This window comes from Micromonospora sp. CPCC 205739 (genome assembly GCF_036906795.1).
GTDB lineage: Bacteria > Actinomycetota > Actinomycetes > Mycobacteriales > Micromonosporaceae > Micromonospora.
Genome location: NZ_JBAKHS010000031.1, coordinates 13,886 through 36,635 on the forward strand (window position 1 = coordinate 13,886; position 22,750 = coordinate 36,635).

The following is a 22,750-nucleotide window of genomic DNA, read 5'->3' on the forward strand; positions in this document are numbered from 1 at the left end:
GCTCCTACCGGTCAGTAATCGGCACGATCGCGCCACCCTAGGGCGGCCCGGCCCGCGTACGCAATGGGTCGGACCGGCAGCGACGATCGGATAACAGCTCGTCGACCGGGGGTTTGCCGGGGACCCGAAACCTTGGCAGGGTGTGTCAGCGCGGAACGATGCGGGGTCGGTGAGACACCGGCCAGGGCCGTCCGCGACACCCGTGACCTGCGGCAGCGTGCCGACGGACGGGCGACGACCAGGAGGGGAGGCAGCCGTGGTGCGCGACGTGCCGGCGCGGTTGCTCGCCCGCCGTTCCCCGGTGGTGCTGCTCAGCGCCGCCCTGGTGCTGCTGCTCGTCGGCTGGGCCGGGTACGCCTGGCTGCGTGACGAGCAGGTGACGCCGGAGTGCGCCGAGCGGGTGCGGCTGCGGGTGGCCGCCGCCCCGGTGGTCGCCCCGGCGGTGGACCGGATCGCCCGCGCCTCGGTCGGCCGGCAGCCGTGCGTGTCGATCGCCGTGGAGTCCCGGGAGTCCGACGCCGTCGCCGCCGAGCTGGCCAGTGGCGCCGAGGTGGCCGACGCCTGGCTGCCCGAGTCGACGTTCTGGCTGCGCCGGGCCCGCGCCGCCGGCGCGTTCGAGGTGCCCGGGCAGGGCACGTCGGTGGCGAGCACCCCGGTGGTGCTCGCGGTGACCGAGCGGGTGGCCCGCAAGTCCGGCTGGCCCGCCAAGCCGCTGACCTGGGCGCCGCTGATCGGCCCCCGGGCCGGCGCGCGCCCGGTCGGGCTGCCCGACCCGGCCGCCGACCCGGCCGGGGTGGGTGCGCTGCTCGGCGTCCGGGCGCTCGCCGCCGGGGAACGCGACCCGCGCGGGGTGGTGGCGGCGACGCTGCGCCGGCTCGCCGGCCACACGTTCAGCCCCACCGGCACCGGGGCCGCGCTGTCCCCGGGCGCCGGACTGCCCGGCCGCTCCGAAGCCGTCGCCACCACCGAACAGGCGGTGCTCGGGCACAACGCGCTGGCCGGCGCCGACAAGCTGGTCGCCGCGTACCCGGAGGTGGCGGTCCCCGCGCTCGACCTGCCGTACGCCGTGCTGCCCGCCGCCCGCGACGCCGTGCGGGACGCCGCCGCCGGCTTCCTCAGCGACCTGCTGACCAGCGCCTCCCGGGAGGTGCTGACCGGGTACGGCTTCCGCACCGCCGCCGGCTACCCGCCCGCGATGCCGCGCGACCGCCGCCTCGACCCGGCGGTACGCGAACCGGTGGCGCTGCCAGCCGAGGAGACGGTCACCGAGATGCTGACCGGGTGGAGCGGGGTGCAGCGCAGCGCCCGGATCCTCACCATGCTGGACGTCTCCGGCTCGATGGCCGCCCGGGTGCCCGGCGGCGGCACCCGGCTCGACGCCACCGTGGCCGCCGCCCGCGAGGGTGCCGGGCTGCTGCTGGACAACAGCGAACTGGGGATCTGGGTCTTCTCCACCAAGGTCGACGGCGACCGGGACTACCGGGAGATCCTGCCGGTCCGGCCGCTGCGCGCGCAGCGGGCCGCGTTGGCCCAGCGGCTCGGCGAGGTGAAAGTCAAGCCCCAGGGCGGCACCGGCCTGTACGACTCGACCCTCGCCGCGTACCGGGAGGCCCGGCGGCACTGGACCCCGGGACGGATCAACCTGGTGCTGGTGATGACCGACGGGCGTAACGAGGACGCCGAGGGCATCGACCGCAAGAAGTTCCTCGCCGAACTCACCGCGCTGCAGGACCCGCGCAAGCCGCTGCCGATCGTCTTCATCGGCCTCGGCCGGGACGTCGATCCGGCCGAGCTGAACGCGATCGCCAAGGTCACCGGCGGGCAGGTGTTCCGGACCGACCAGCCGAAGGGGATGCGGCAGATCTTCTTCTCCGCCCTGGCCAAGCTGAGCTGCCTGCCGCCGGAGTGCCGGCGGTGACCGCGACCTCGGCGCGGCGGGTGCTGGACCGGGTCGTCCGGCCGGTCCGCGAGGCCCCCGCCACCGCGTCCTGCCTGGTGCTGCTCACCGTGCTGGCGTTCGCGCAGCGGCCCGGCCAGGTCACCTTCGACACCAAGCTCGACCTGGCGGCGAACCCGCTGCACTTCATGGCCCGGGCGCTGCACCTGTGGAACCCGGAGGCCACCTCCGGCGAGTTGCAGAACCAGGCGTACGGCTACCTGTTCCCGATGGGGCCGTTCTTCGGCGCGGGGCAGCTGCTCGGCGTACCCCCGTGGATCACCCAGCGGCTCTGGTGCGCGGTGCTGTTCTGCGCCGCCTTCTACGGCCTGCTGCGGCTGGCCCGCGCGTTCGGCATCGGTACCGAACCGACCCGGTACGCCGCCGCGCTCGGCTACGCGCTGGCGCCCCGGATGCTCACCGAGATCGGCGCGCTCTCCTCCGAGGTCCTCTCCGCGGCCATGCTCCCCTGGGTGCTGCTGCCGCTGGTGCAGGTGAAGCGGATCGGTTCGCCGCGCCGGGCCGCCGCGCTCTCCGCGCTGGCCGTGCTCGGCATGGGCGGCATCAACGCGGCCGTGGTGCTGATGGCCCTGGTGCTGCCCGGGGTGTGGCTGCTCTCCCGCCGCTGGGACGCCGCCCACCTGCGGCTGGTCGGCTGGTGGTGCCTCGGCGTCGTCGGGGTCTGCCTCTGGTGGATCGTGCCGCTGCTGCTGCTCGGCGAGTACAGCCTGCCGTTCCTCGACTACATCGAGTCGTCCACCACGACCACCGCGGTCGCCTCGCTGTTCCAGGCGGTACGCGGCACCAACCAGTGGGTGGCGTACATCGTCCAGGGCGACCCGTGGTGGCCGGCGGGCTGGCTGCTGATCGACCACCCGGCGCTGATGGCGCTCACCGCCGTGGTCGCGCTGGTCGGCCTGGCCGGGCTGGCCGGCAACCTGCTGCCGGAGCGGCGGTTCCTGGTGCTCGGCTTCCTGGCCGGGCTCAGCCTGCTCACCATGGGCTACGTCGGCAGCCTGGACAGCCCCCTCTCCGAGCAGGTCCGCGACCTGCTGGACGGCCCGCTGGCGCCGTTCCGCAACGTGCACAAGCTGGAGCCGGTGTTGCGGCTGCCGCTGATGCTCGGCTTCGCGCACGGCGTCGACGCCTGGGTCACCCGGCTGCACACCGCCGCCCGTCGCCGCCGGCCCGGGCTGCGGTTGCGCCCGGTGGTGTTCGTGCCCGTCTTCGCCCTGGTTCTGGGGGCGGCCGCGCCGGCCTGGACGGGGCTGCTGCGCCCCGGCCCCGGCTGGTCGGACCTGCCGCCGCACTGGCGGGCGGCGGCCACCTGGCTCGCCGACCGGGATGCGCTGGCCCGCACGCTGGTGGTGCCCGGCTCCGGCTTCGGTCAGTACGACTGGGGACGCACCGTCGACGAGCCGTTGCAGTCCCTGGCCGGGGCGCCCTGGGCGGTGCGCCACCAGATCCCGCTCGGCTCGATCGGCAACATCCGGATGATGGACACCGTCGAGACGGTGCTGGCCGGTGGCCGCGGCTCGGCCGGGCTGGCCGATTTCCTGGCCCGCTCCGGCTTCCGCCACCTGCTGCTGCGCAACGACATCGACCGTACGCAGATCGACGCCCCGCCGGTGGCGGTGCTGCGCCGGGCGCTGGCCGGTTCGCCGGGGATCACCCGGGTGGCCACCTTCGGCAGCACCGACGCGGTCGGCCGGGCCGCCGGCAGCCCGGTCGACGACGACGCCGGGGCGCTGCCGGCCGTCGAGGTGTACGAGGTCGACCGGCCGGTGCCGGCCGCCTCGGCGGTGCTCACCGCCGACGTGCCCACGGTCAGCGGCGGCCCCGAGTCGCTGCTACCCCTGCTGGAGCAGGGCGTCGTGGAGCGGGACCGCCCGGTGGTGCTGGCCGGCGACCGCCCCGACGCCGACGTCGGCGCCACCGGCGACCGGTGGATCGTCACCGACGGCCTGCGCCGCCGGGAACGCGACATCGGCCGGGTACGGGACAACCTCAGCCAGACGATGACCGCGGCGGAGTCGGGCCGGCAGGGCCGGGTGGCCCTCGACCTGCTGCCCTTCGGCGGACGCCGGCACCAGACCGTCGCGACCTACCAGGGGCTGCGCGAGGTCAGCGCCTCCACGGCGGCCAGCTTCGTGGACAACCTGGCCCCGGCCGACCCGTCGCACCTGCCGTTCGCCGCCGTCGACGGGGACGCCGGCACCGCCTGGCACTCGGCCTCCCTGGCCGGGCCGGTGGGGCAGTGGCTCCAACTGGACCTGGACACCCCGCGCGAGGTCCAGCAGGTCTCGCTGGCGTTCGTCGACGACCTCGGGGTCGGCTGGCCGGTCACCCGGTTCCGGATCAGCACCGACCGGGGCTCGGTCGACCACGACGTCACCGGCGGGCTGGGCGCGCAGACGTACTACACCCTGCCCGGGGCCACCAGCACGATCCGGATCACCGTGCTGGGGGTGGCCGGCAACCGGCTCGACGGCGGGGTGGGCATCCGGGAACTCACCGTCCCCGACGTCACGCCCCGGCGGGCGCTGCGGGTGCCGACCGACCTGCCGGCCACCGGCACCGGCCCGGTCTCCTGGTCGTTCAGCCGGGGCGCGGGCGACCGGCCGGCGTGCTTCCCGGCCGACGCGCCGAAGGGCGACCCCCGCGCGGTGCCGGCCGGCTCCGACGCCGTGCCGGCGAACTCCGAGGTCGTGCCGGTCAGGCGGACCACGGCGGGGGTCCGGCCGGCCGGCACCGTGGTGCGCTGCGACCGCTTCCTGGCCCGGGTCGGCGAGGAGCCGCTCGGGGTGGACCGGCTGTTCCGCAGTACCACCGCCGGCACCTACCGGCTGACGGTCACCGCGGTCGCCCGCCCCGGCGGTGCGGTGACGCCGGCCGGTGCCCCGGTGACCGCCGGCGCCTCGTCGCACCTGGCCGGTGACCCGTCCGTGGCGCCGTACGCGGCGGTCGACGGTGACCCGGGCACCGCCTGGCTGGCCGGCATCGGCGACCTGCGGCCCACGCTCACGCTGGCCTGGAAGGGGCAGCGCCGGATCGACCGGCTCCGGCTGCGCCCCGCCGACCTGCCGGTCGGTTCCCCGCCCACCCGGGTCGAGGTGCGCGCCGGTGGCCGTACCCAGCTCGTGCCGGTCGGCGCGGACGGCCTGGTCCGGTTCGCCGCCGTGCGTACCGACCGGGTGGAGATCGTCGTGCGGGAGGCCACCGACCGGGTGGCAGACCGGCGCGGCAACGGCTGGACCGCTACCGTCGGCATCGCCGAGGTGGAGATCCCCGGGCTGCCGATCCGGCCGCTGAACGCCGGTTCCCGGGTCTCCGCGCCGTGCGGCACCGGCCCGGCGGTGGAGCTCGACGGCTTCCGCTACGACACCGCGGTCACCGGCACTCTCGGCGACGTCGTCGCCGGGCGGCCGATGCCGGTCACCCTCTGCGGGGAGACCGGCGCGGTGGTGGACCTGCCGGCCGGCGGGCACCGGCTGGCCACCTCCCCGTCGCGCGGCTTCGTGGTGCAGGACGCGACGCTGCGGCCCGCCGGCCCGGCCGCCGTCGCACCCCGGCACCGCGACGTGTCGGTGCTCGACTGGGCCCCGACCGAGCGCCGGGTACGGGTGGCCGCCGGGGAGAGCGCGCTGCTGGTCGTACCCGAGAACGCGAACGCCGGGTGGACGGCCACCCTGAACGGACGGGAGTTGCCGGCCACCCGGGTCGACGGGTGGCAGCAGGCCTGGGTGCTGCCGGCGGGGGCTGGCGGCGAGGTGCGGCTGGAGTTCACGCCCGACCGCGCCTACCGGGGCGGCCTGGCCGTGGGCGCGCTGACCGCGCTCGCCGTGCTGGTGCTCGCCGCCTGGCCGGTGCGGCGGCGGCCGGAGGGCTCCGGGTCGCTGCCCGCCGAGAGCGCCCCCTGGTTCGTCGGGGCGCTGCTGGTGGTGCTGCTCGCCGCGCTCGGCGGGGTGCTGCCGGTGGCGATCGTGCTCGCGGCGATGCTGCTGCGCCAGCTCGCCCTCCGGGCCCTGCCGGTGGTGGTCTTCGGCGGCCTGACCGTGGCCACGGTGGTCGCGGTCGCCGGCCGGCTGCGCGGGCACGGCCAGGAGTGGGCGTACGGGACGTGGGTGCAGGCGGCGATGCTGGTGGCGATCGGCGCGGTGGTCGCCGCGGTGGTCCCGGTCCCCGGCGCGGTCCCGGCGACCGACGGCGGGCCGGCACGCGAGTCCGACCCGGTCGTCGCCGGTGCGTCGTCGACCCCGGGCGACGGGGCCGACGCCGCGCGGGACGAGCCGCCCGCCGGACCCACGACGGACGACGGGCCCGGCGTGCCGGACCGCGCGGACGACGGGGACGATGTGCCGGGCTCCGCGGAGGACCAGGACGGTGACCGGCCGACCGCCGGCGAGGACGAGGACGGGACGGTAGTGCGATGACCGTTGGACAGGGACCGGCGGCCCGCCGCCGGTTCGCCACGCTGGGCCGGTCGGTGGCCCTGTTCCGGGCCTTCCTGGTCGAGCAGACCGACCCGGACCACTTCTACGGCCTGCTCGCCGACGACTCGGTACGCCAGGTCTCCGGCTACACCGGGCTGGCCGGGCGGACGGTGCTCGACGTGGGCGGCGGCCCCGGCTACTTCGCGCAGGCGTTCCGCGCCGCCGGTGCCCGCTACGTGGGCCTGGACCCGGACGTGGGGGACTTCTCCGCGGCGGAGTCCTCGGCCGGGATGCTGCGCGGCAGCGGCACCGCGCTGCCGGTGCGCTCGGGCAGTGTCGACGTCTGTTTCTCGTCGAACGTGCTCGAACACGTCTCCGAGCCGCACCGCATGCTGGACGAGATGGCGCGGGTGACGAAGCCCGGGGGCGTCCTGTTCGTCTCGTTCACCCCGTGGCTCTCGCCGTGGGGCGGGCACGAGACCGCCCCCTGGCACTACCTGGGCGGGCAGCGGGCCCGGCGGCGGTACGAGCGGCGCAACGGACGCCCGCCGAAGAACCGGTTCCGCGAGACGCTCTTCCCGGTCTCCATCGCCGACGCGTTGCGCTGGGCCCGGGGCAACCCGGAGGTCGAGGTGCTGGATGCGCTGCCCCGCTATCACCCCTGGTGGGGGCGGTGGATCGTGCGGATTCCCGGGGCGCGGGAGATCGGCTCGTGGAACTTCCTGCTCGTGCTGCGCCGGGCCGGTGAGCGGCCCGACGTTGCCGGGCAGGCGGAGAAAGTAGAACTGACCGGGGGTCGCGTCCAGATGTGACCAGGTAGTAACCTCCGGCCATCCCTCTGATCGACAACGACGAAATTGAGCTCCTCCAGGGAGGAAACATGAAGCACCGCGCCATCGGTGCCGTGCTGTTCGGGGTCGGCGTACTGCTCCTGGCGCTGGCCGCCGGGCTGGTGTTCGTCGTGACCCCCGCGCTGACCAAGCTCCCGTACGACCTGAAGCCTGCGACGTCGGTGGCGGAGGCCAACGACGCGAAGTTCCTCCAGATCAGTAACGGGTCGATCAAGGTCAACGACGGTGACCTCAGGTCCACCGTCCGGGTCAACCAGCTGAAGGACGAGACCGCGAAACTCGGCGGCGACCTCGACGGCAAGGCCGTGGTGTGGCAGGTCGGTCAGACCGTGGACCGGGTCGACAACAAGGAGCTGGTGAGCGCGTACGGCGCCAAGCTGGCCATGGACCGGGTCTCCGGCGAGGCGGTCAAGTGGCAGGGCCAGTGGCTCGACGACACCGGCCAGCGCGACACCGGGATCCAGTTCGCCGGCCAGATCTACAAGTTCCCGTTCAACACCGAGAAGCGGGACTACAAGATCTTCGACCGTGACCTGCGCCAGGTCCGCGACGCGAAGTTCTCCGGCACGGAGAACATCAAGGGCATCGAGACCTACCGGTTCGAGCAGGTGATCACCGACGAGCAGCTGACCCTCGACCCGAGCCGGCTCGCCGCGCTGCTGGCCACGTTGGCGCCGGGTGCGACCGACGCCTCGCTCGTCTACAGCAACCAGCGCACCGTCTGGGTGGACCCGGTGACCGGGTCGTACATCAAGGTGCGCGAGGTGCAGAAGAAGGTCCTCACCCCGAACGTGGGCGCGCCGACCACGCTGCTGGACGCCGACTTCACGTACAACGACGCGACCATCACCGCCTCGGCCGAGCGGGCCAAGGAGAGCCGGGACAGCCTCAAGCTGCTCAGCGTCTACGTCCCGGTGGGCCTGGCCGTACTCGGTCTGGTGCTGATCATCGGCGGCGTGCTGGTGGCCCGCCAGGGTGCGGTCGCCACGGCCGGCGAGGCGCGGCACCGCGCCGACGTCGCGCCGTTCGACGCGCCGACCCGGCACGAGGAGCCGGTCGTGGACCGGGAGCGGCCGACCGCCGAGCAGCCCGCCGTGGGCCGCGAGGGCGGACCGCTGACCGACGAGATCCCGCCCGCGTCGACGAACTGGCGCACGGACAACGAGCCGACGGTCCCGACCCAGCGGTCCGCGTCGGACGAGACTGAGAAGCACTGACGCCGTAGCACCATCCAAGGGGGCGGGTCGATCCTTCGACCCGCCCCCTTGGCGTCGGTGTCGTCACGCTCGGCACTTGTTACTGAATCGTAACTTGTCGATGGTTTCACTGCGCGGGGTAGCCGACGGCGCTCGGGAACGTCCTTTTTGGCGGCTTGGTCCTCGCGTCTGCGCCCGAATGCCATGCACCGAGAGTGAAGACGATCAACCCTTGCCGTCCCGGTAACTTACGGCACCGTAAGTAGGGTCTTGTGACCCACGCCTCACTGGGTGCACCATCATGCGCACGTTCGTTACTCGCTGGTAACAGGCCTCCCGGTCCGGCCCCCGGGGTGCCCCCGTCCACGACCTGGCGAACGACCCCGAAGAGCACCGCCCCCCACCCAGGAGGAACCCGTGCAGGATCGGATCGAGAACCCGGGTCGTACCCGGTGGCGGCGTTTCGCCGCGATGATGGTGCCGGCGACCGCAGCCGTCGGCGCCATCCTGTTCGGCATGCAGTCCGGCGCGATCGCGTCCGACATCACCGTCTCCGGCCAGACCTTCAAGATCGGCGCCGAGCGCCTGGAGGGTGACGGCTTCAAGCAGTACGGCGGCATCGCCAAGGAGAAGAACGGCAAGGTCCACCCGGTCGCCCTCTCCGAGATCAGTCGCGCCGAGCTGTACAAGCTCTGCCAGTCGGTCCGCGCCGACCTGCCCGGCCTGCCGGTGGTCCTCACCATCAACGCCGGGGACGACAAGCCGGCGACCGCCAAGGACATGCTGATCGCGATGGACAGCCTGGAGGGCAACGCGACGTTCACCAACATCAGGATCGGCCGCGACGCCACCGACCTGAACGCGTCGGCGCAGGCCGGGTCGTTCGGTCAGGACGCCCAGCACGTCACCATCACCGATCTGGAGCAGGTGTCCCGCTACACCACCGCGGCCACCTTCAACCTGACCGGCCTCCGTCTCAAGGTCAACGTCGGGGACGCCGCCAAGGGCAAGGAATGCTTCTGAGCTGAGTCGTGGCCCGCGGCGCGCAACCGCCGCGGGCCGCGTCCGGTCCCCCGTCCCCCGCTCAGCCAGGAGGAGTACGTGACAACCGCCGATCCACGACACGTCCGCGCCGGTGGCCCCGGCCGGGCCTGGCGGGGATTCCGCCGCTGGCGGCGGAGCCGGCCGTTCTGGGGCGGCCTGTTCACCGCGCTGGCCGGGGTGGAGATGTTCGCCTCCACCCGGATGACGCTCAACGGCCTGAGCTTCCAGTCCGGAGCCACCGGGCTCTACTCGCTGCTCATCCCCGTCATCCTGCTCACCTGTGGGCTGCTGCTCTGGTTCAGCCCGGCGCAGCGACTCTTCTACTCGATCGTCGCCGCGGTCACCACGATCTACTCGCTGATGGGCCTCAACCTGGGCGGCTTCTTCGTCGGCCTGCTGCTCGGCCTGGTCGGCAGCGCCCTCGGCTTCGCCTGGACGCCGCTCGCCCGGAACGACGCCGCGACCACCGCGGTGGATCCGCCGGGCGACGAGGACCCCGGCACCCCCGGGCCCGACGACCCGACGCTGGCGGACGACCTGATGCCGGTCGACGACCGGCCCCTGCCCCACCAGCGCGGCGAGCTGCCGTCGTACCGGCCGGAGCACCCGGCCCCGGCCGGGTACGAGGCCCCGCCCACGCCGCCGGCCGGCCCCCGGGACCCGCGCTACTTCGCCGTGGCGCTGGTGGTGCTCGGCCTCTCCGCCGGTGGGCTGGTCGCCACCCGACCGTCGCCGGTGCAGGCCGCTCCGGCGGTGCCCACCCCGGCCGTCACCGCCACCGCCTGCCCGCGGCCGTCCGCCCCGTCGCCCACCCGGTCGGCTGCGCCCCGGCCGAGCGCGCCGACCGCCACCCCGTCGGCCGGCCCCACCCCGTCGCCGACGTCCACCTCGGACGGCACCATCATCGGCGACATCCTGCGCGGCATCGGCGACCTCTTCACCGGGGGTCGGCGGGCCGAGCCGAGCGCGACCCCCTCCGCCAGCCCGACGCCGAGCCCGACGCCGAGCCCGACGGCGACCGCGCCGAGCGCGAAGGCGATCTCGCCGAGCGCCGGGCCGACCCCGACCGGTCGGGCGTCGGGCCGTACCGGCGAGTGCGTGCCGAGCCGACCGAAGCGGCCCGACACGGTCGAGCCCGGCAAGCTGCTACCCCGGTTGGCACCCGAGCCGGGGCAGCCGAAGGTGGCCCAGCGGCCGTCCAAGCTGACCGGCTCCAAGGTCACCATGACCAAGTTGCGGTTCGAGGGGATCGTCGACCTGCCGACCGCGAACGGCACGTTGAAGGCCTTGAAGTTCGGCATGAGCAAGGCGGTGACCGACGACTTCAAGCTGGTGGCGGACGGCCCGGCGGGCCGCAGCCAGCAGTACGTGACCGACCGGCTCACGGTCCAGGGCGACGTGGAGTTCTACGCCACCCGCTTCGTCGGCCGGCTCCTCGGCATCAAGATCACGCTGACGCCGGACCTGCCCTTCCCGAACGGCATTCCGATCACCTCGCCCATCCCGATCACCTTCACCGACCCGGTGATCGACCTGGCGTTCGTCGAGTGCGACACGTTGACCGCCCGGCCGGCGCTGGAGCTCAGCCTGCCCTGACCTGTTCCCACCACCCTGGTGACCGGGGGCGGGCCGTCCCGCCCGCCCCCGGTCGGGAGCACTCAGAGGCGGGACAGCGCCTTGCGCAGCGGGTCGAGCCCCAGCGAGCCGAGGTCGAGCGCCTGCCGGTGGAACTCCTTGAGGTCGAAGTCGGCACCCTTGCGGGCCTTCGCCTCCTCGCGGGCCTGGAGCCAGATCCGCTCACCGACCTTGTAGGACGGCGCCTGCCCCGGCCAGCCCAGGTAGCGGTTGAGCTCGAAGCGCAGGTTCTCGTCCGGCACCCGGCAGTGCGCCCGCATGAACTCCCAGCCCAGCTCCGGCGTCCAGCGCTCGCCCGGGTGGAAGCCGAACGGGTTGTCCTTCGGGATCTCCAGCTCCAGGTGCATGCCGATGTCGACGATCACGCGCGCCGCCCGCATGGCCTGCCCGTCGAGCATGCCGAGCTTGTCGCCCGGATCCTCCAGGTAGCCCAGGTCGTCCATCAGCCGCTCCGAGTAGAGCGCCCAGCCCTCGCCGTGCCCGGAGACCCAGCAGAGCAGCCGCTGCCAGCGGTTGAGCAGCTCGGCCCGGACGGCCGTCTGCGCCACCTGCAGGTGGTGCCCCGGCACGCCCTCGTGGTAGACGGTGGTCACCTCGCGCCAGGTGGAGAAGTCGGTGATGCCCTGCGGCACCGCCCACCACATCCGGCCAGGGCGGGAGAAGTCCTCGCTCGGCCCGGTGTAGTAGATCGCCCCGTCGCTGGTCGGCGCCAGGCAGCACTCGATCCGGCGGACCTGCTCGGGGATGTCGAAGTGGGTGCCGTGCAGGTCGCTGATCGCCTTGTCGGCCAGCGCCTGCATCCAGTCCCGGAACGCCTCCTTGCCCTGGATGGTCCGGGCCGGGTCGGCGTCGAGCGCAGCCACGGCTTCGTCCACAGTGGCACCCGGACCCACGATGCGCCCGGCGAGGGTGCGCATCTCGGCCTCCAGCCGGGCCAGCTCCGCGAAACCCCAGGCGTACGTCTCGTCGAGGTCGACCTTCGCGCCGAGGAAGTACTGGGAGGCCAGCTCGTACCGCTCCCGGCCGGCGGCCTGCTTGTCCCGCCCGTGCGGGGCCAGCTCGGTGCGGAGGAACTGGCCGAACTCGGCGGTCGCGGCGGTGGCGGAGGCCGCGCCCCGGCGCAGCTCCGCGCCGAGGGTGCCGTCCGTGCCGAGCCGTTCCACCAGCCCGTGGAAGAAGTTGTCGCCGTCGGGGTCGGTCCAGACGTCGCACTGCTTGGCCACCTCGACCAGCTGCACCTTCGAGCTGACCTGGCCACCGGCGGCCGCCTCGCGCAGGGTGGTCTTGTAGCCCTCCAGCGTCGCGGCGAACCGGTTGAGCCGGGCGGCGATGTTCGCCTGGGCGGCCTCCCCGTCGGTCGGCATCAGGTCGAAGACCATCCGGATCTCGTGCAGCCCGCTGGCGATCACGTTGACCTCGCTGGTCACCTCACCCGCGTCGTACCGGGCCAGGTCGAGGCCGAGGCGTTCCTGCATCGCCTCCTTGGCCGTCCGCTCGGTCTCCGAGTCCGGCTCGGTCACGTCGAGGTCGGCGAGGGTGCGCCGGGTCAGCTCGGCGCGGGCCGCGTAGCCGGCGGGGGAGAGGTCGTCGAGCTGGTCGTCGTAGCCGGCGATGCCGACGTAGGTGGCGCCGGTCGGGCTCAGCGGGGCCCAGTCGGCCACGTAGCGGTTCGCGAGGTCATCGATTCGTCCCACGCTGCGACCCTACGTGACCGACCGGCCCCGATGTCGAGCGTGTTTGGCGTGTTCGGGGCAGCAGTCGTGCCGGGTCGACATCGATCGGGAACGGCGCGCGGGCGCGCAGCCGCTGGCCGTCCACCGCCCGCGCGGTGCGGACGTAGTGCCCGTCGCCGTCGAGGCCGAACAGCTCCACCGCCACCGGCCGCGACCGGCCGCCGGTCTCCACCCGCATCACGTACGGCACGCCGCCGTCGGCGCAGCGACGCCACGTCTCCGCGCCGTCCCGTCCGGGTCCGCCGGGGCGGACGAACTGCACCGCCAGGACGCACAGCTCCGCCGGCACCCACCGTTCCTCCTCGTCGCTGGCCGGGAGGGTGTGCAGCACGGTGACGTCGGGCTGGATCCAGCAGCTCGGCGAGAAGGTCAGGTTGACCCGGCCGAGCACGTGCCGGCCGGCCGCCTCGGCCGCCGGGACGAGGGCGCTGGCCAGGCTCGCCATGGCGATGCTCTCGGTCGCCGGCGGGAACGGCGTCACCACCAGCCGCCCGTCGAGGCACTCGTGCCGGGCGCCGGCCAGCTCGCCGATCCGCAGGTGGCGTTCGGCGCGCCGCACCGTCCACCCGCCGTCGAGGTCGGGGACCGGTGCCGACCCCCGCGTCAGCAGCATCAACGCCTCATCCCTCCCGGCTGATCAACGACGGCGCGCCGCCGGGGTTCCGGTGCGGAACGTGCACCTGCCGAGGATCGACGTCCGCACCGGCCGACGGTGGCTGTGGCGGGCGACACGGCGTCCGATTTTCGCGGGACATCGTCGTACCCCTGCGGCAGAGTGTCAGGGGTGACCACCCATGTGACTCCTGACCGGGCGCCGCTGCGCAGCTGGCTGCCGGGCTTCCTGGCGCTCGCCGCGATCTGGGGTGCGAGCTTCCTGTTCATCAAGATCGGTGTTGAGGAGCTGCACCCGGTGCATCTCACCCTCTACCGGGTGGCCGCCGGCGCGCTCACCCTGCTGGTGGTGCTCGCCGTGCTCCGCGACCGGCTGCCGCGCGAGCCCCGGGTCTGGGCGCACCTGGTCGTGGTCGCCGCGTTCGGGGTGGCGCTGCCGTTCACCCTCTTCGGCTACGGCGAGCAGCGCGTCGAGTCGATGCTCGCCGGCATCTGGAACGCGACCACCCCGCTGATCGTGCTGCCGCTGGCGGTGCTGGTCTTCCGCACGGAGCGGTTGACCACGCGCCGGGCGGTCGGGCTCGGGCTGGGCTTCCTCGGGGTGCTGGTGGTGCTCGGCGTCTGGGAGGGCGTCGGTGGGTCGCACTTCACCGGCCAGCTGATGTGCCTCGGCGCGGCAGCCTGCTACGGCGTGGCCATCCCGTACCAGAAGAAGTTCATCGCCGGCAGCGCGTACTCCGGGCTGTCGCTCTCGACGGCGCAACTGCTGATGGCGACGGCGCAGCTCGCGGTGGTCGCGCCGCTGGTGGCCGGCGCGCCGCCGGTGCCGACCGAGCTGTCGGCGCCGGTGGTGGGCAGCGTGGTAACGCTCGGCGCGCTCGGTACGGGGCTGGCCTTCGTGATCAACCTGCGCAACATCCGGGCGGCCGGCGCGAGCACCGCCTCCACGGTGACCTACCTGATCCCGATCTTCGCGGTGCTGATCGGCGCGGTGGTGCTCGACGAGCGGCTGAACTGGCACCAGCCCGTCGGTGCCCTGGTCGTGCTGCTCGGCGTCGCGGTGACGCAGGGCCTGGTCGGGCCGCGCCGCCGGCGCGACGAAGCCGTTCCCGGCATCCCCGCCGTGCCGGCCGCGGAGCCTGCCGCGCGCTGACGCCCTGTCGCGACGACCCGGGTGGATCAGCGCTGGGGCGTCAGCGGCGGGTCCGGGCCCACTTCAGCAGGCGGTCCGCCGGCCAGGTGTTGACCACCCGGTCGGCGGGCACGCCGCAGAGCGCCGCCCGCTCGCAGCCGAACCGCTGCCAGTCCAACTGGCCCGGCGCGTGCGCGTCGGTGTTGACGGCGAACCGGCAGCCCGCCTCCAGGGCCCGGCGGATCAGCCGCTTCGGCGGGTCCTGCCGCTCCGGCCGAGAGTTGATCTCGACCGCCACCCCGCGTTCGGCGCACGCGGCGAAGACCGCGTCCGCGTCGAAGTCGCTCTCCGACCGGGTACGCGGCCGGTGCGCGCGGTCACCCGGACCCTTCACCCCGGCCGGGCGGGACGACACCATCCGCCCGGTGCAGTGGCCGAGGATGTCCAGGTGCGGGTTCTCGATCGCGGCCAGCATCCGCCGGGTCATCTTGGCCCGTTCGTCGTTCAGCCCGCTGTGCACCGAGCCGACCACCACGTCCAGCCGGACCAGCAGCTCGTCGGTCTGGTCGAGCGAGCCGTCGGCGAGGATGTCCACCTCGATGCCGGTGAGGATGCGGAACCCCTTGGGCAGCGCCTCGTTGACCGCCGCGACGTGGTCGAGCTGTTTGCGCAGGCGGTCCGCGGTGAGGCCCCGGGCCACCTTGAGCCGGGGCGAGTGGTCGGTCAGCACCAGGTACTCGTGGCCCAGCTCGACCGCCGCGAGCGCCATCTCCTCGATCGGCGACCCGCCGTCGGACCAGTCGGAGTGGGTGTGGCAGTCCCCGCGCAGCGCGGTCCGCAGCGCGGTGGCCGCGGCGTCCAGGTCGGTGCCCTCGGTGGCGACCAGCCGTCGCAGGTAGACCGGCTCCTCACCGGCCAGCGACTCGGCGACGCAGCGGGCCGTGACGTCGCCGACCCCGGGCAGCTCGGTGAGCTTGCCGGTGCGGGCCCGCTCGGCCACCTCCTTCGCCGGCAGTTCGGCGAGGGCCTTCGCCGCCGACCGGAACGCCCGGACCCGGTAGGTGGCCTCGTTGGCCCGCTCCAGCAGGAACGCGATCCGGCGCAGGTCGGCGATGGGGTCCCGGGCGCTCATGACCTGCAAACTACGCGCCCGCGCCGCCGGTCGGGGGTACGACCGGCGGCGCGGGCTGGTGGTGGTGCGGCGGATCAGGCGTACGGCAGCGTCACGACCGAGCGGTCGCCGATGCCGAGGGTGGTCGGGTTGGTGCCGATGGCGGACCAGACCTCCACCTTCACCGTGCCGTTGGCCAGGTTGCCCAGGGCGCCGGTGGCGGAGTGCAGCCCGGCGCTCTGCGTGTAGTGCTCGTAGCCGGGCACCGGATCGGTGGCGAAGTACCGGTACGTCTCCACCCGGTCGAAGCTGCCGTCCCCGGTCAGGTCGTAGGAGACCCGGGTCTGCACCCCGTTGCCGACCGCCGAGCCGGCGTCGAGGAACAGGTCGAAACGGGTCTGCCCACCCGAGTACGCCATGGTCAGGCCGGTCGCGGTGAAGACCACCGGGCTGGTCGGCGTGCCGTCGTGGTTGACGCCGCCGGCACCGGCCACGGTGGTGGTCGCCGGGCCACCGGCCGTGCCCAGACCACCGCCCGGCAGCAGGTACCGGGTCGGCGAGCCGCTCGGCGGCGGGGTGGTGGGGGGCGGCGTCGGGTTGGTGGGCGTCGGCGTCGGGTCGGTCGGCGTCGGGCTCGGGCTCGCGCCGCCGCCCGCGTTGCCGCCGCTCCAGGTGTACGCCCCGGTGGTCGCCGTCCGTCCGGCCGCGACCGTCAGCCGGGTGCCGTCGGACCAGGTGACGGTGAGCGGCGCGGCGGTGATGTTGCTGGCGACGTAGGTGCGGGCGCCGTTGCGGCTGAAGACGACGGCCAGCGGGTGGTTGGCGGTGACGCCGGTGTCCACCTGACCCAGTGCCGCGAGGTTGCGGACCCAGTGGAAGGTGTGGGCCCGGCTCCCCCCCTCCTCCGGGGTGTAGCCGGGGTTGGCGCGCAGCTTCGCCAGCGCCGCGTCCGGGTCGCCGAGGGCCAGGAACTGCCAGTGGATGTCCTGCCAGACCGTGGGTTCGCCGCCGTTGTTGCGGACGAGTTCGGCGTAGTTGGCCCGGACGTAGGCCGGCCGGTTGCCCAGGTACAGGTGACCGCCGGTGACCGGCAGCAGGTTGATGCCTTGGATCATCTCCGGTTCGGCGCTGAACCAGGTGGCGTACGCGGCGCCGTCGCCCCACACCATGCCGACGGTCGAGTGCCCGAAGTTGGCGGGGAAGTTCTCGTCGTCGACGTCGAACCAGTACTGCTGGATCGCCGCCGCCTGGGTGGTGTGCATGAAGATGCCGGCGTCACGTACGGCGGTGTTGCCGGTGGCCTGCCCCCACTGGATGAGGGCGTTGGCGAAGTTCATCCCCTCCGAGGACGACTCCTGGTTGTTGCCGGCGTTGAACGAGCCGTGCCCGGAGGCCCAGTCGTGCCCGGCGTAGATGTCGAAGTCCCGCAGGTACGGGAAGCGGGTGTCCTCCCGGCTGTAGTTGTTCGCGTCCCGGATGAGCAGGTCGACCATGCCGCCGTACTGCGCATTGGTGGCCCAGGTCGGGTCGAACTTGGCCAGCGTCGCGGCGGCCGCGATGAAGTAGCCGTAGTGGAAGTGGTGGTCGTTGAGTTCCTGGTCGGAGCCGTACGAGGCGGGGTAGCCGATCAGGGTCCCCCAGTTCCGGTCGTAGTGGAAGACGCGGGCGGTCTTGCCGGGGGTGGCGGTGAACCAGTCGGTCAGCGTGGCCCGGATGGCGTTCAGTGCGGCGGTACGGGTCTGCGTGTCGCCGACCAGGTCGGCGATCTCGGCGATCCGAGCCGCGCGGCCGAGGCCCTTGCCGGTCCAGTAGGTGTCGGTGCCGCGCTGGTCCATCGGGTTGCTGCGGACCGCCGCGAGCTGTTCCCTGAGCTGCGTCAGGTCGGCGCCGGCGCCGGTGGCGACGGCGGGCAGCTCCGGCAGCACCCCGTGGTAGGTCATGGCGGTGCGGAACTGGCTGACGCCGGTGAGCACCTTCATCCGGCCGCGGGCGGACGGATAGGTCTGGCCGATCGGGGTGGCGCCGGTCAGTGACTTCCACTGGTGCGGGTAGAGGCTCACCACCGTCTGGGTGGCGGTGCCCTCGCGCGGGGTGGTGGTGAGCGCGTACGTGGTGGTGAGCCGGCTGCCGGCCTGGTCGTAGGCGTACCCGACGCGGGTGCCGGTGACGTGCGCGTGGGCGTACCGGCCGTAGGTGGTGGCGAGGCCGACGCGGGCGGTGGCGTCGGTGCCGGGCGTGGTGGGCAGCAGGGCGACGGAGAAGTAGTCCTTGCCGGCCAGGCTGGAGGTGATCCGTCCGCCGGAGACGGTCCAGCTCGCGCCGGTGGGGGCGTAGGCGACGTAGTCGTGCCCCCGGACGGTGAACCCGATGGTGGCGCCGCTGTGCGACCAGATCGTCGGGCTGCCGCCGGTGGGGTTGATCAGCGCCTCACCGCCGCCGGTCCGGAAGTACGCGAACGGCAGGCCGTGCCCGATGGTGGCCCGCAGGGTGCGGGTGCCGTCGCTCCAGTGCGGACTGACCGTCCAGTCCGTCCAGTCGTCGACCTTGACCACCGGCGCGCCGAGCCCGGTCACGCCGACCCGGATGTCCTCGGTGTACGTGTACTTGTACTCGCCCACCCCGGTCGCCGTGCCGGTGACGGTGGGGGTGGAGGTGGCGGAGAAGCCGAGGCCGTCGCCGAACGGCTGGTAGGAGACGGGGTGGGCGTGCAGCGGCTCGCTGTACGCGCAGTTGGTCCGCTTCCACAGCAGCGACGACCACCAGTCGTTGGTGGGGACCGGGCCGGCGGGCGCGTTGGCGGTGGCGAACTGCCGGGGGTTGGTGGTGAGGTCGCCGCAGCCGGTGGGGAGCGGGCCGACCCGGTCGGTGGTGTAGCTGCCGGCGCCGACGGGGGCGGCCTCGGCCGGGGCGGTGGCGGCGGTGATGGCGAGGCCGGCGACGACGACGGCCAGGGCGGTGGTGGTGGCGAGCACCCAGGGGGTGCGGCGGGGTGGGACGGGAGGGTTCATCGTTCCTCCAGCGCGCGCCGGATCGGGGGACCGGGGTCGCGGTTCGTCGGAATCGGGAGGTTTGTTATCCGAGAGAGCGCTCTCTCACGCGGACGTTAACGATTGATATGACTTTCGTCAATGTTTCAATCGAATGACGCACCCGTTGCGGGCCGCCGGACCCTCCGGTCAGCCGGCGCCGGTGGTGGCCCGCGGGGTCTTCGGGCAGCCGTGTTCGCGCTCCCAGGCGGTCACCTCGGCGGCCGGCGAACGGTTGCCGCGCCGCCGCCACGAATCCAGGTACTTCGCCGGCCAGACCACGCCCCGCCGGATCCACCAGTCGTCGCGGCCCGTGCACTTCGGCGACAGGCCGAAGTGGAGGTGGCAGACGTTGTTCGCGTTGCCGGTCCGTCCCACCTTGCCGAGCTGCTGCCCGGCGCGGACCCGTACACCGGCGCCGATGCCCGCGCTGATCGCGCTCAGGTGCGAGCCGTAGTACCGCACCCCGTCGTCACCGAGCAGCGACACCGAGAGCCCGCCGTTGTACGGCCCCAACGGCCCCCGCCGGTCGAACCGGTCCACCCGGCTCACCTCCAGGATCGTCCCGTCGGTCACCGCCACGACCGGCTCGCCGCAGTCGGCGAAGATGTCCGTGCCCGGATACGTCGAGTGCGTCGGGTGGTAGGCGACGTCGCTGGCGCGGACCGGAAAGACCCGCCGCAGGGGCGCGCGGCTCGGCGACGCCGACGGCGCGGCCGGGGTCGCGGCCGGGGTCGCGGAGGGCGCGGTCGTCGTCGGCGCCGGCTGGCTCGCGGTGGCCACCGCGGAGGGGGCGTCCCAGACCGTGCTCGGTGCGGCGGCCGGCCGGTCGCCGGGCGCGCAGCCGGCGAGCAGCGCCGGCCCGAGCAACAGCAGGACCGGGTACGCCGAACGCGCGCGGCGGCCGGTCGATCGCGACGACATCCGGACATCCTGGCAGACGGATACGGTGGAAGGGTCCCCCCGGAGCGCCGGGGGTCCGTGGACGGGAGCAGACGGCGATGGACGGTCAGCCCACGTACCCGGTCGGGCCGGCCGCCGGGCAGTTCATGGCGCGTACCCCTTCGGGTCTCTTCCCCTCGGGGCCGCCCCGCCGGCCCACCTGGCGCGAGCCGCACCCGGTGACCGGCAGCGGAGTCGCCGCCGGCGGCGCGGTCGCCGCCGCCTGGCTGGTGCTCTTCGGCCTCCTCGGCCGGGACGTCCCCGGGTACGCGTGGTGGACCGTGATCGCCGGCGCGGTCGCCTGGCTGGCCGCCCTCGGGCTCGTCCGGTACGGCGACCGGGGGGTCGGCACCGGCGTGGCGATCGTCACAGCGGGTGGCTGGAGCATCGCGTTCGCGGTCGTGGTGGTGCGCTGGGCGACCAGCGCGGACTGGCCCCTGTGGTGACGCTCCGTGGCTGGTCGGCTCCGCTTCGAACGCCATCTTGACGTACTCGCTGTGACTGGGGACGCTTTCCGGTATGGCCTGGACCACCCCGCGGCTCGACCCTGAGCGAAGCCGTCGCCGCCTGCAGATTCTCGCCGAGCTGGCGGGGGCCCGCGCGGTACGACAGCGGGACAAGCCGCAGCGGGAGCGCACCGAGCGACTGCGGCAGCTGATCGCGACCCGGCGTCGCGTCGCCGGCTGACCCGTTTTCTCAGGATTGACCGGCCCTTCGGGGCGTTGACCGGTCGCCTGCCGACCCGACCGGTTAACGTGCATCGCGTAACGAGTCGGCGTGCTGTGCCGAAGCCTTTGGGGGGACCGTGTCGTACTTCGCTGCCGCCGTGGTGCGCGACGAGGGCGAATGGAGCGCCGCCGAGGTGAACCTACGGGGCGCCTCCGACATCGACGACGTCGCCGACCGGCTGCGCGACGTCGAGCCCGACGCCGACCTGTCGCTGCTCTTCGTCGAGGCGGACGACGCCTACCTGGTGATCCTGCGCCTGGACGAGGGGGAGGACCTGCGGGTCTTCGGCTCCGACTCCGCGTACGCGGAGGAGTCCCGGCTGGGCGCGCTGCTCGTCGGCGACCTGAAGACCTCGGTCACCGGGCTGGAGGAGGGCGAGGAGCCCGCTCCGGCCGCCACCGGCGACGCGGAGAGCGAGCAGCCGGTGGTCGACCCGGAGGCCGACCCCGTCGGGGACGCGGACATCCTCGCCGACCTGGGCATCTCCGCCCAGAAGCTGCTCCGGCTCAGCGCCCACCAGGGGATGCTGCCCGCGGACGTCACGGCCGAGGTGTGCCAGGTGCTGGGCTGCGCCGACGAGGTCGAGGAACTGCGTGAGGTCTGAGCCGCCCTCCTCCGACGGAGCCGCCCCCCTGTCGGGCGGCGGCTCGCCGCTGGCCGGGTCCGCCGAGCCGGTCGACGCGACCGACCCGGCGCTGGAGACCGTACGTTCGGGGCAGCCGACCCCGGGCGCGGTGGGCCGGGTCGGGCCCGGCGCGCACGTGGGGCTGGCCGATCCGGACGGGGCGGGCCGCCGGCAGCGGCACGAACTGTGGATGCGCCGGGCGCTGGAGGTCGCGGTGACCGGCCCGGACACGCCCGCTCCGGGCCCGGACGGATCCGACGACATCCCGGTCGGTGCCGTGCTCTACGGGCCGGACGGCACCGAACTGTCGATCGGCCGCAACGAGCGCGAGCTGACCGGCGACCCGACCGCGCACGCCGAGGTGCTGGCGCTGCGCCGGGCCGCCGAGCGCACGGGTCGCTGGCGGCTCGACGGCTGCACGCTGGTGGTGACCCTGGAGCCCTGCACGATGTGCGCGGGTGCGCTGGTCCTGGCCCGCGTCTCCACCGTGGTCTTCGGTGCCTGGGAGCCCAAGACCGGCGCGGCCGGCTCGCTCTGGGACGTGCTGCGCGACCGTCGGCTCAACCACCGCCCGGAGGTCTACGGCGGCGTCCTGGAGTCCGAGAGCGCCGCGCTGCTGCGCGCCTTCTTCCGCTGACCCCCCGCTGACCCGCCGCAGCTCCTCCCCCCTCCTCCCTCCCCCCGCGCCCCCCGCGCCGCCCCTTCCTCGCCGATCTAGGGGTTTTTGCTGCGAGATGATCTCTTCCGGGAACGATGAGCCCTAGATCGACGAGCGGAGGCGACCGTGGCGACGATGGAGAACGGGTTCTGGTAGAGGTCGGGGGCGGTGAAGTAGCAGACGAGCCAGCCGTGTTGTTGGAGCCAGTTGTGGCGGGCGCGGTCGTGGCGTAGGCGTTGTGAGGTCAGGTGGGAGGAGCCGTCGTATTCGACGGCGATCAGGTGGACCGGATCGCCGAGATCGAGGCGGAACAGGAGTCGCCCGGAATCGCCGCGTACCGGTAGTTGAGGCACGAAGCCAGTGATCCCGGCATCGTGCAGGATGAGCCGTAGCTGCGTCTCCTGCCGGCACTCGCTGCGTCCATCCGCCATGCCGACCAGGTTCCGCGCCTGTCGGACACCGCGTAGGCCGCCGTGGCGGCTGACCTCGAGCAGCAGATCGTCGCGACTCACCGCCCCGGCGTACAGTGCCGCATCCAGGACGGGCAGGGCGTCGCGACGAGTCAGGGTACGAGCAAGATCGATGGCGCAGCGTGCTGCCGGTGCGCAGGGTAGCCCCATGATGTGGACCGGCTGACCGAGCGGGAGAACCGCCTGGTGAGCGGTGACCCCGGGACGCTGGGGGAACGGTGTGCCAGCGGGTACCAGTACGTGGACGCTCTCGGTGGGGGCCGTGCCGAAGCCGTGCAGTTGCGCGGCGGTATGAAATCCCAACACCGCGAGCGGCGACGCGGCCAGCAGCGCGGCTCGCGCCCGACTGACCAGCTCAGGATGACCTGGCCCGGGCAGGTAGATGCCCTGATGGACTCGAGTGAGCCGAGCGTGCTGGTTAGCCCGCCACCGGATCGCCTGATCCGTCCATCCCCGGTTCCGCAGCTCCCGGTACCGAATCGGTCGCGCACCCACCGGCAGCCGCCACGGCAGGCCGGCCGCCGCTGAATAGAGGTCCATGACCGGCCACCGTGCCGCCCCGCCCTTCCACCCTCAACCCCTCCCCCCAAACCTGTGGACAACCCGCCCCCCTGTGG

Annotated in this window: 16 protein-coding genes and 1 pseudogene; 11 read left to right on the plus strand and 6 right to left on the minus strand. The window is 73.6% G+C overall.

From position 1 onward, the window contains the following. Positions 1-256 precede the first annotated feature (256 nt). From V6U88_RS28085 to V6U88_RS28110, 6 genes are all read left to right on the plus strand, one after another. The gene (locus V6U88_RS28085) at positions 257-1,918 is read left to right on the plus strand and encodes a substrate-binding domain-containing protein (RefSeq protein WP_334457568.1); all 1,662 of its coding nucleotides are present in this window, start codon (positions 257-259) and stop codon (positions 1,916-1,918) included. Then, positions 1,915-6,369 (plus strand): alpha-(1->3)-arabinofuranosyltransferase domain-containing protein, encoded by a 4,455-nt coding sequence (locus tag V6U88_RS28090; protein ID WP_334457569.1) that lies wholly within the window; start codon positions 1,915-1,917, stop codon positions 6,367-6,369. The genes V6U88_RS28085 and V6U88_RS28090 overlap by 4 nt, the downstream gene beginning before the upstream one ends. Further along, entirely contained in the window at positions 6,366-7,181 is an 816-nt protein-coding gene (locus V6U88_RS28095) for a class I SAM-dependent methyltransferase (RefSeq protein ID WP_334457570.1), read from the plus strand. The genes V6U88_RS28090 and V6U88_RS28095 overlap by 4 nt, the downstream gene beginning before the upstream one ends. A 68-nt stretch (positions 7,182-7,249) precedes the next feature. Continuing rightward, positions 7,250-8,437 (plus strand): DUF3068 domain-containing protein, encoded by a 1,188-nt coding sequence (locus V6U88_RS28100; RefSeq protein ID WP_334457571.1) that lies wholly within the window; start codon positions 7,250-7,252, stop codon positions 8,435-8,437. 396 nt (positions 8,438-8,833) lie between these two features. Continuing rightward, positions 8,834-9,439, plus strand: a complete 606-nt coding sequence (locus V6U88_RS28105; protein WP_334457572.1) for a DUF6230 family protein — start codon at positions 8,834-8,836, stop codon at positions 9,437-9,439. A 78-nt stretch (positions 9,440-9,517) separates the two neighbouring features. Continuing rightward, on the plus strand, positions 9,518-11,056 hold the full coding sequence (locus V6U88_RS28110; RefSeq protein ID WP_334457573.1) for a DUF6114 domain-containing protein: 1,539 nt from the start codon (positions 9,518-9,520) through the stop codon (positions 11,054-11,056). A gap of 62 nt (positions 11,057-11,118) precedes the next feature. On the opposite strand, the gene V6U88_RS28115 is transcribed toward V6U88_RS28110, so the two are convergent. Further along, positions 11,119-12,789 carry a DUF885 domain-containing protein gene (locus V6U88_RS28115; protein WP_334457575.1) on the minus strand — a complete coding sequence of 557 codons (1,671 nt, stop codon included), beginning with the start codon at positions 12,787-12,789 and terminating at the stop codon, positions 11,119-11,121. Further along, positions 12,773-13,441: a Uma2 family endonuclease gene (locus V6U88_RS28120; protein ID WP_334457577.1), complete on the minus strand. Its 669-nt coding sequence runs from the start codon at positions 13,439-13,441 to the stop codon at positions 12,773-12,775. Before V6U88_RS28120 ends, V6U88_RS28115 begins: the two co-directional genes overlap by 17 nt. A 171-nt stretch (positions 13,442-13,612) precedes the next feature. Here V6U88_RS28120 and V6U88_RS28125 point away from each other — a divergent pair. After that, positions 13,613-14,751, plus strand: a pseudogene (locus V6U88_RS28125) (DMT family transporter); the annotation flags it as partial. Here V6U88_RS28125 and V6U88_RS28130 read toward each other — a convergent pair. The 3 genes from V6U88_RS28130 to V6U88_RS28140 form a co-directional block, all read right to left on the minus strand. Further along, a complete protein-coding gene (locus V6U88_RS28130; protein ID WP_334457582.1) occupies positions 14,634-15,704 on the minus strand; it encodes a PHP domain-containing protein in 1,071 nt (356 codons plus the stop codon). The pseudogene V6U88_RS28125 and the gene V6U88_RS28130 overlap by 118 nt on opposite strands. A 74-nt stretch (positions 15,705-15,778) precedes the next feature. Continuing rightward, positions 15,779-18,691 (minus strand): glycosyl hydrolase, encoded by a 2,913-nt coding sequence (locus V6U88_RS28135; protein WP_334457584.1) that lies wholly within the window; start codon positions 18,689-18,691, stop codon positions 15,779-15,781. Between the two features lie 168 nt (positions 18,692-18,859). Beyond that, complete coding sequence (locus tag V6U88_RS28140) at positions 18,860-19,633, minus strand: M23 family metallopeptidase (RefSeq protein ID WP_334457587.1); 774 nt, start codon at positions 19,631-19,633, stop codon at positions 18,860-18,862. Between the two features lie 77 nt (positions 19,634-19,710). Between V6U88_RS28140 and V6U88_RS28145 the strand changes: the two genes are divergently transcribed. From V6U88_RS28145 to V6U88_RS28160, 4 genes are all read left to right on the plus strand, one after another. Next, positions 19,711-20,097, plus strand: a complete 387-nt coding sequence (locus V6U88_RS28145) for a hypothetical protein (RefSeq protein WP_334457589.1) — start codon at positions 19,711-19,713, stop codon at positions 20,095-20,097. A gap of 73 nt (positions 20,098-20,170) precedes the next feature. Further along, on the plus strand, positions 20,171-20,338 hold the full coding sequence (locus V6U88_RS28150; protein WP_170285394.1) for a hypothetical protein: 168 nt from the start codon (positions 20,171-20,173) through the stop codon (positions 20,336-20,338). Positions 20,339-20,456: 118 nt separating this feature from the next. Then, positions 20,457-20,984, plus strand: a complete 528-nt coding sequence (locus V6U88_RS28155) for a tRNA adenosine deaminase-associated protein (protein WP_334457592.1) — start codon at positions 20,457-20,459, stop codon at positions 20,982-20,984. 211 nt (positions 20,985-21,195) lie between these two features. Then, positions 21,196-21,642, plus strand: a complete 447-nt coding sequence (locus V6U88_RS28160) for a nucleoside deaminase (RefSeq protein WP_334457616.1) — start codon at positions 21,196-21,198, stop codon at positions 21,640-21,642. A gap of 77 nt (positions 21,643-21,719) precedes the next feature. Here the strand turns inward: V6U88_RS28160 and V6U88_RS28165 are convergent, their stop codons facing one another. After that, positions 21,720-22,673, minus strand: a complete 954-nt coding sequence (locus tag V6U88_RS28165; RefSeq protein WP_334457594.1) for a hypothetical protein — start codon at positions 22,671-22,673, stop codon at positions 21,720-21,722. Positions 22,674-22,750: the final 77 nt, after the last annotated feature.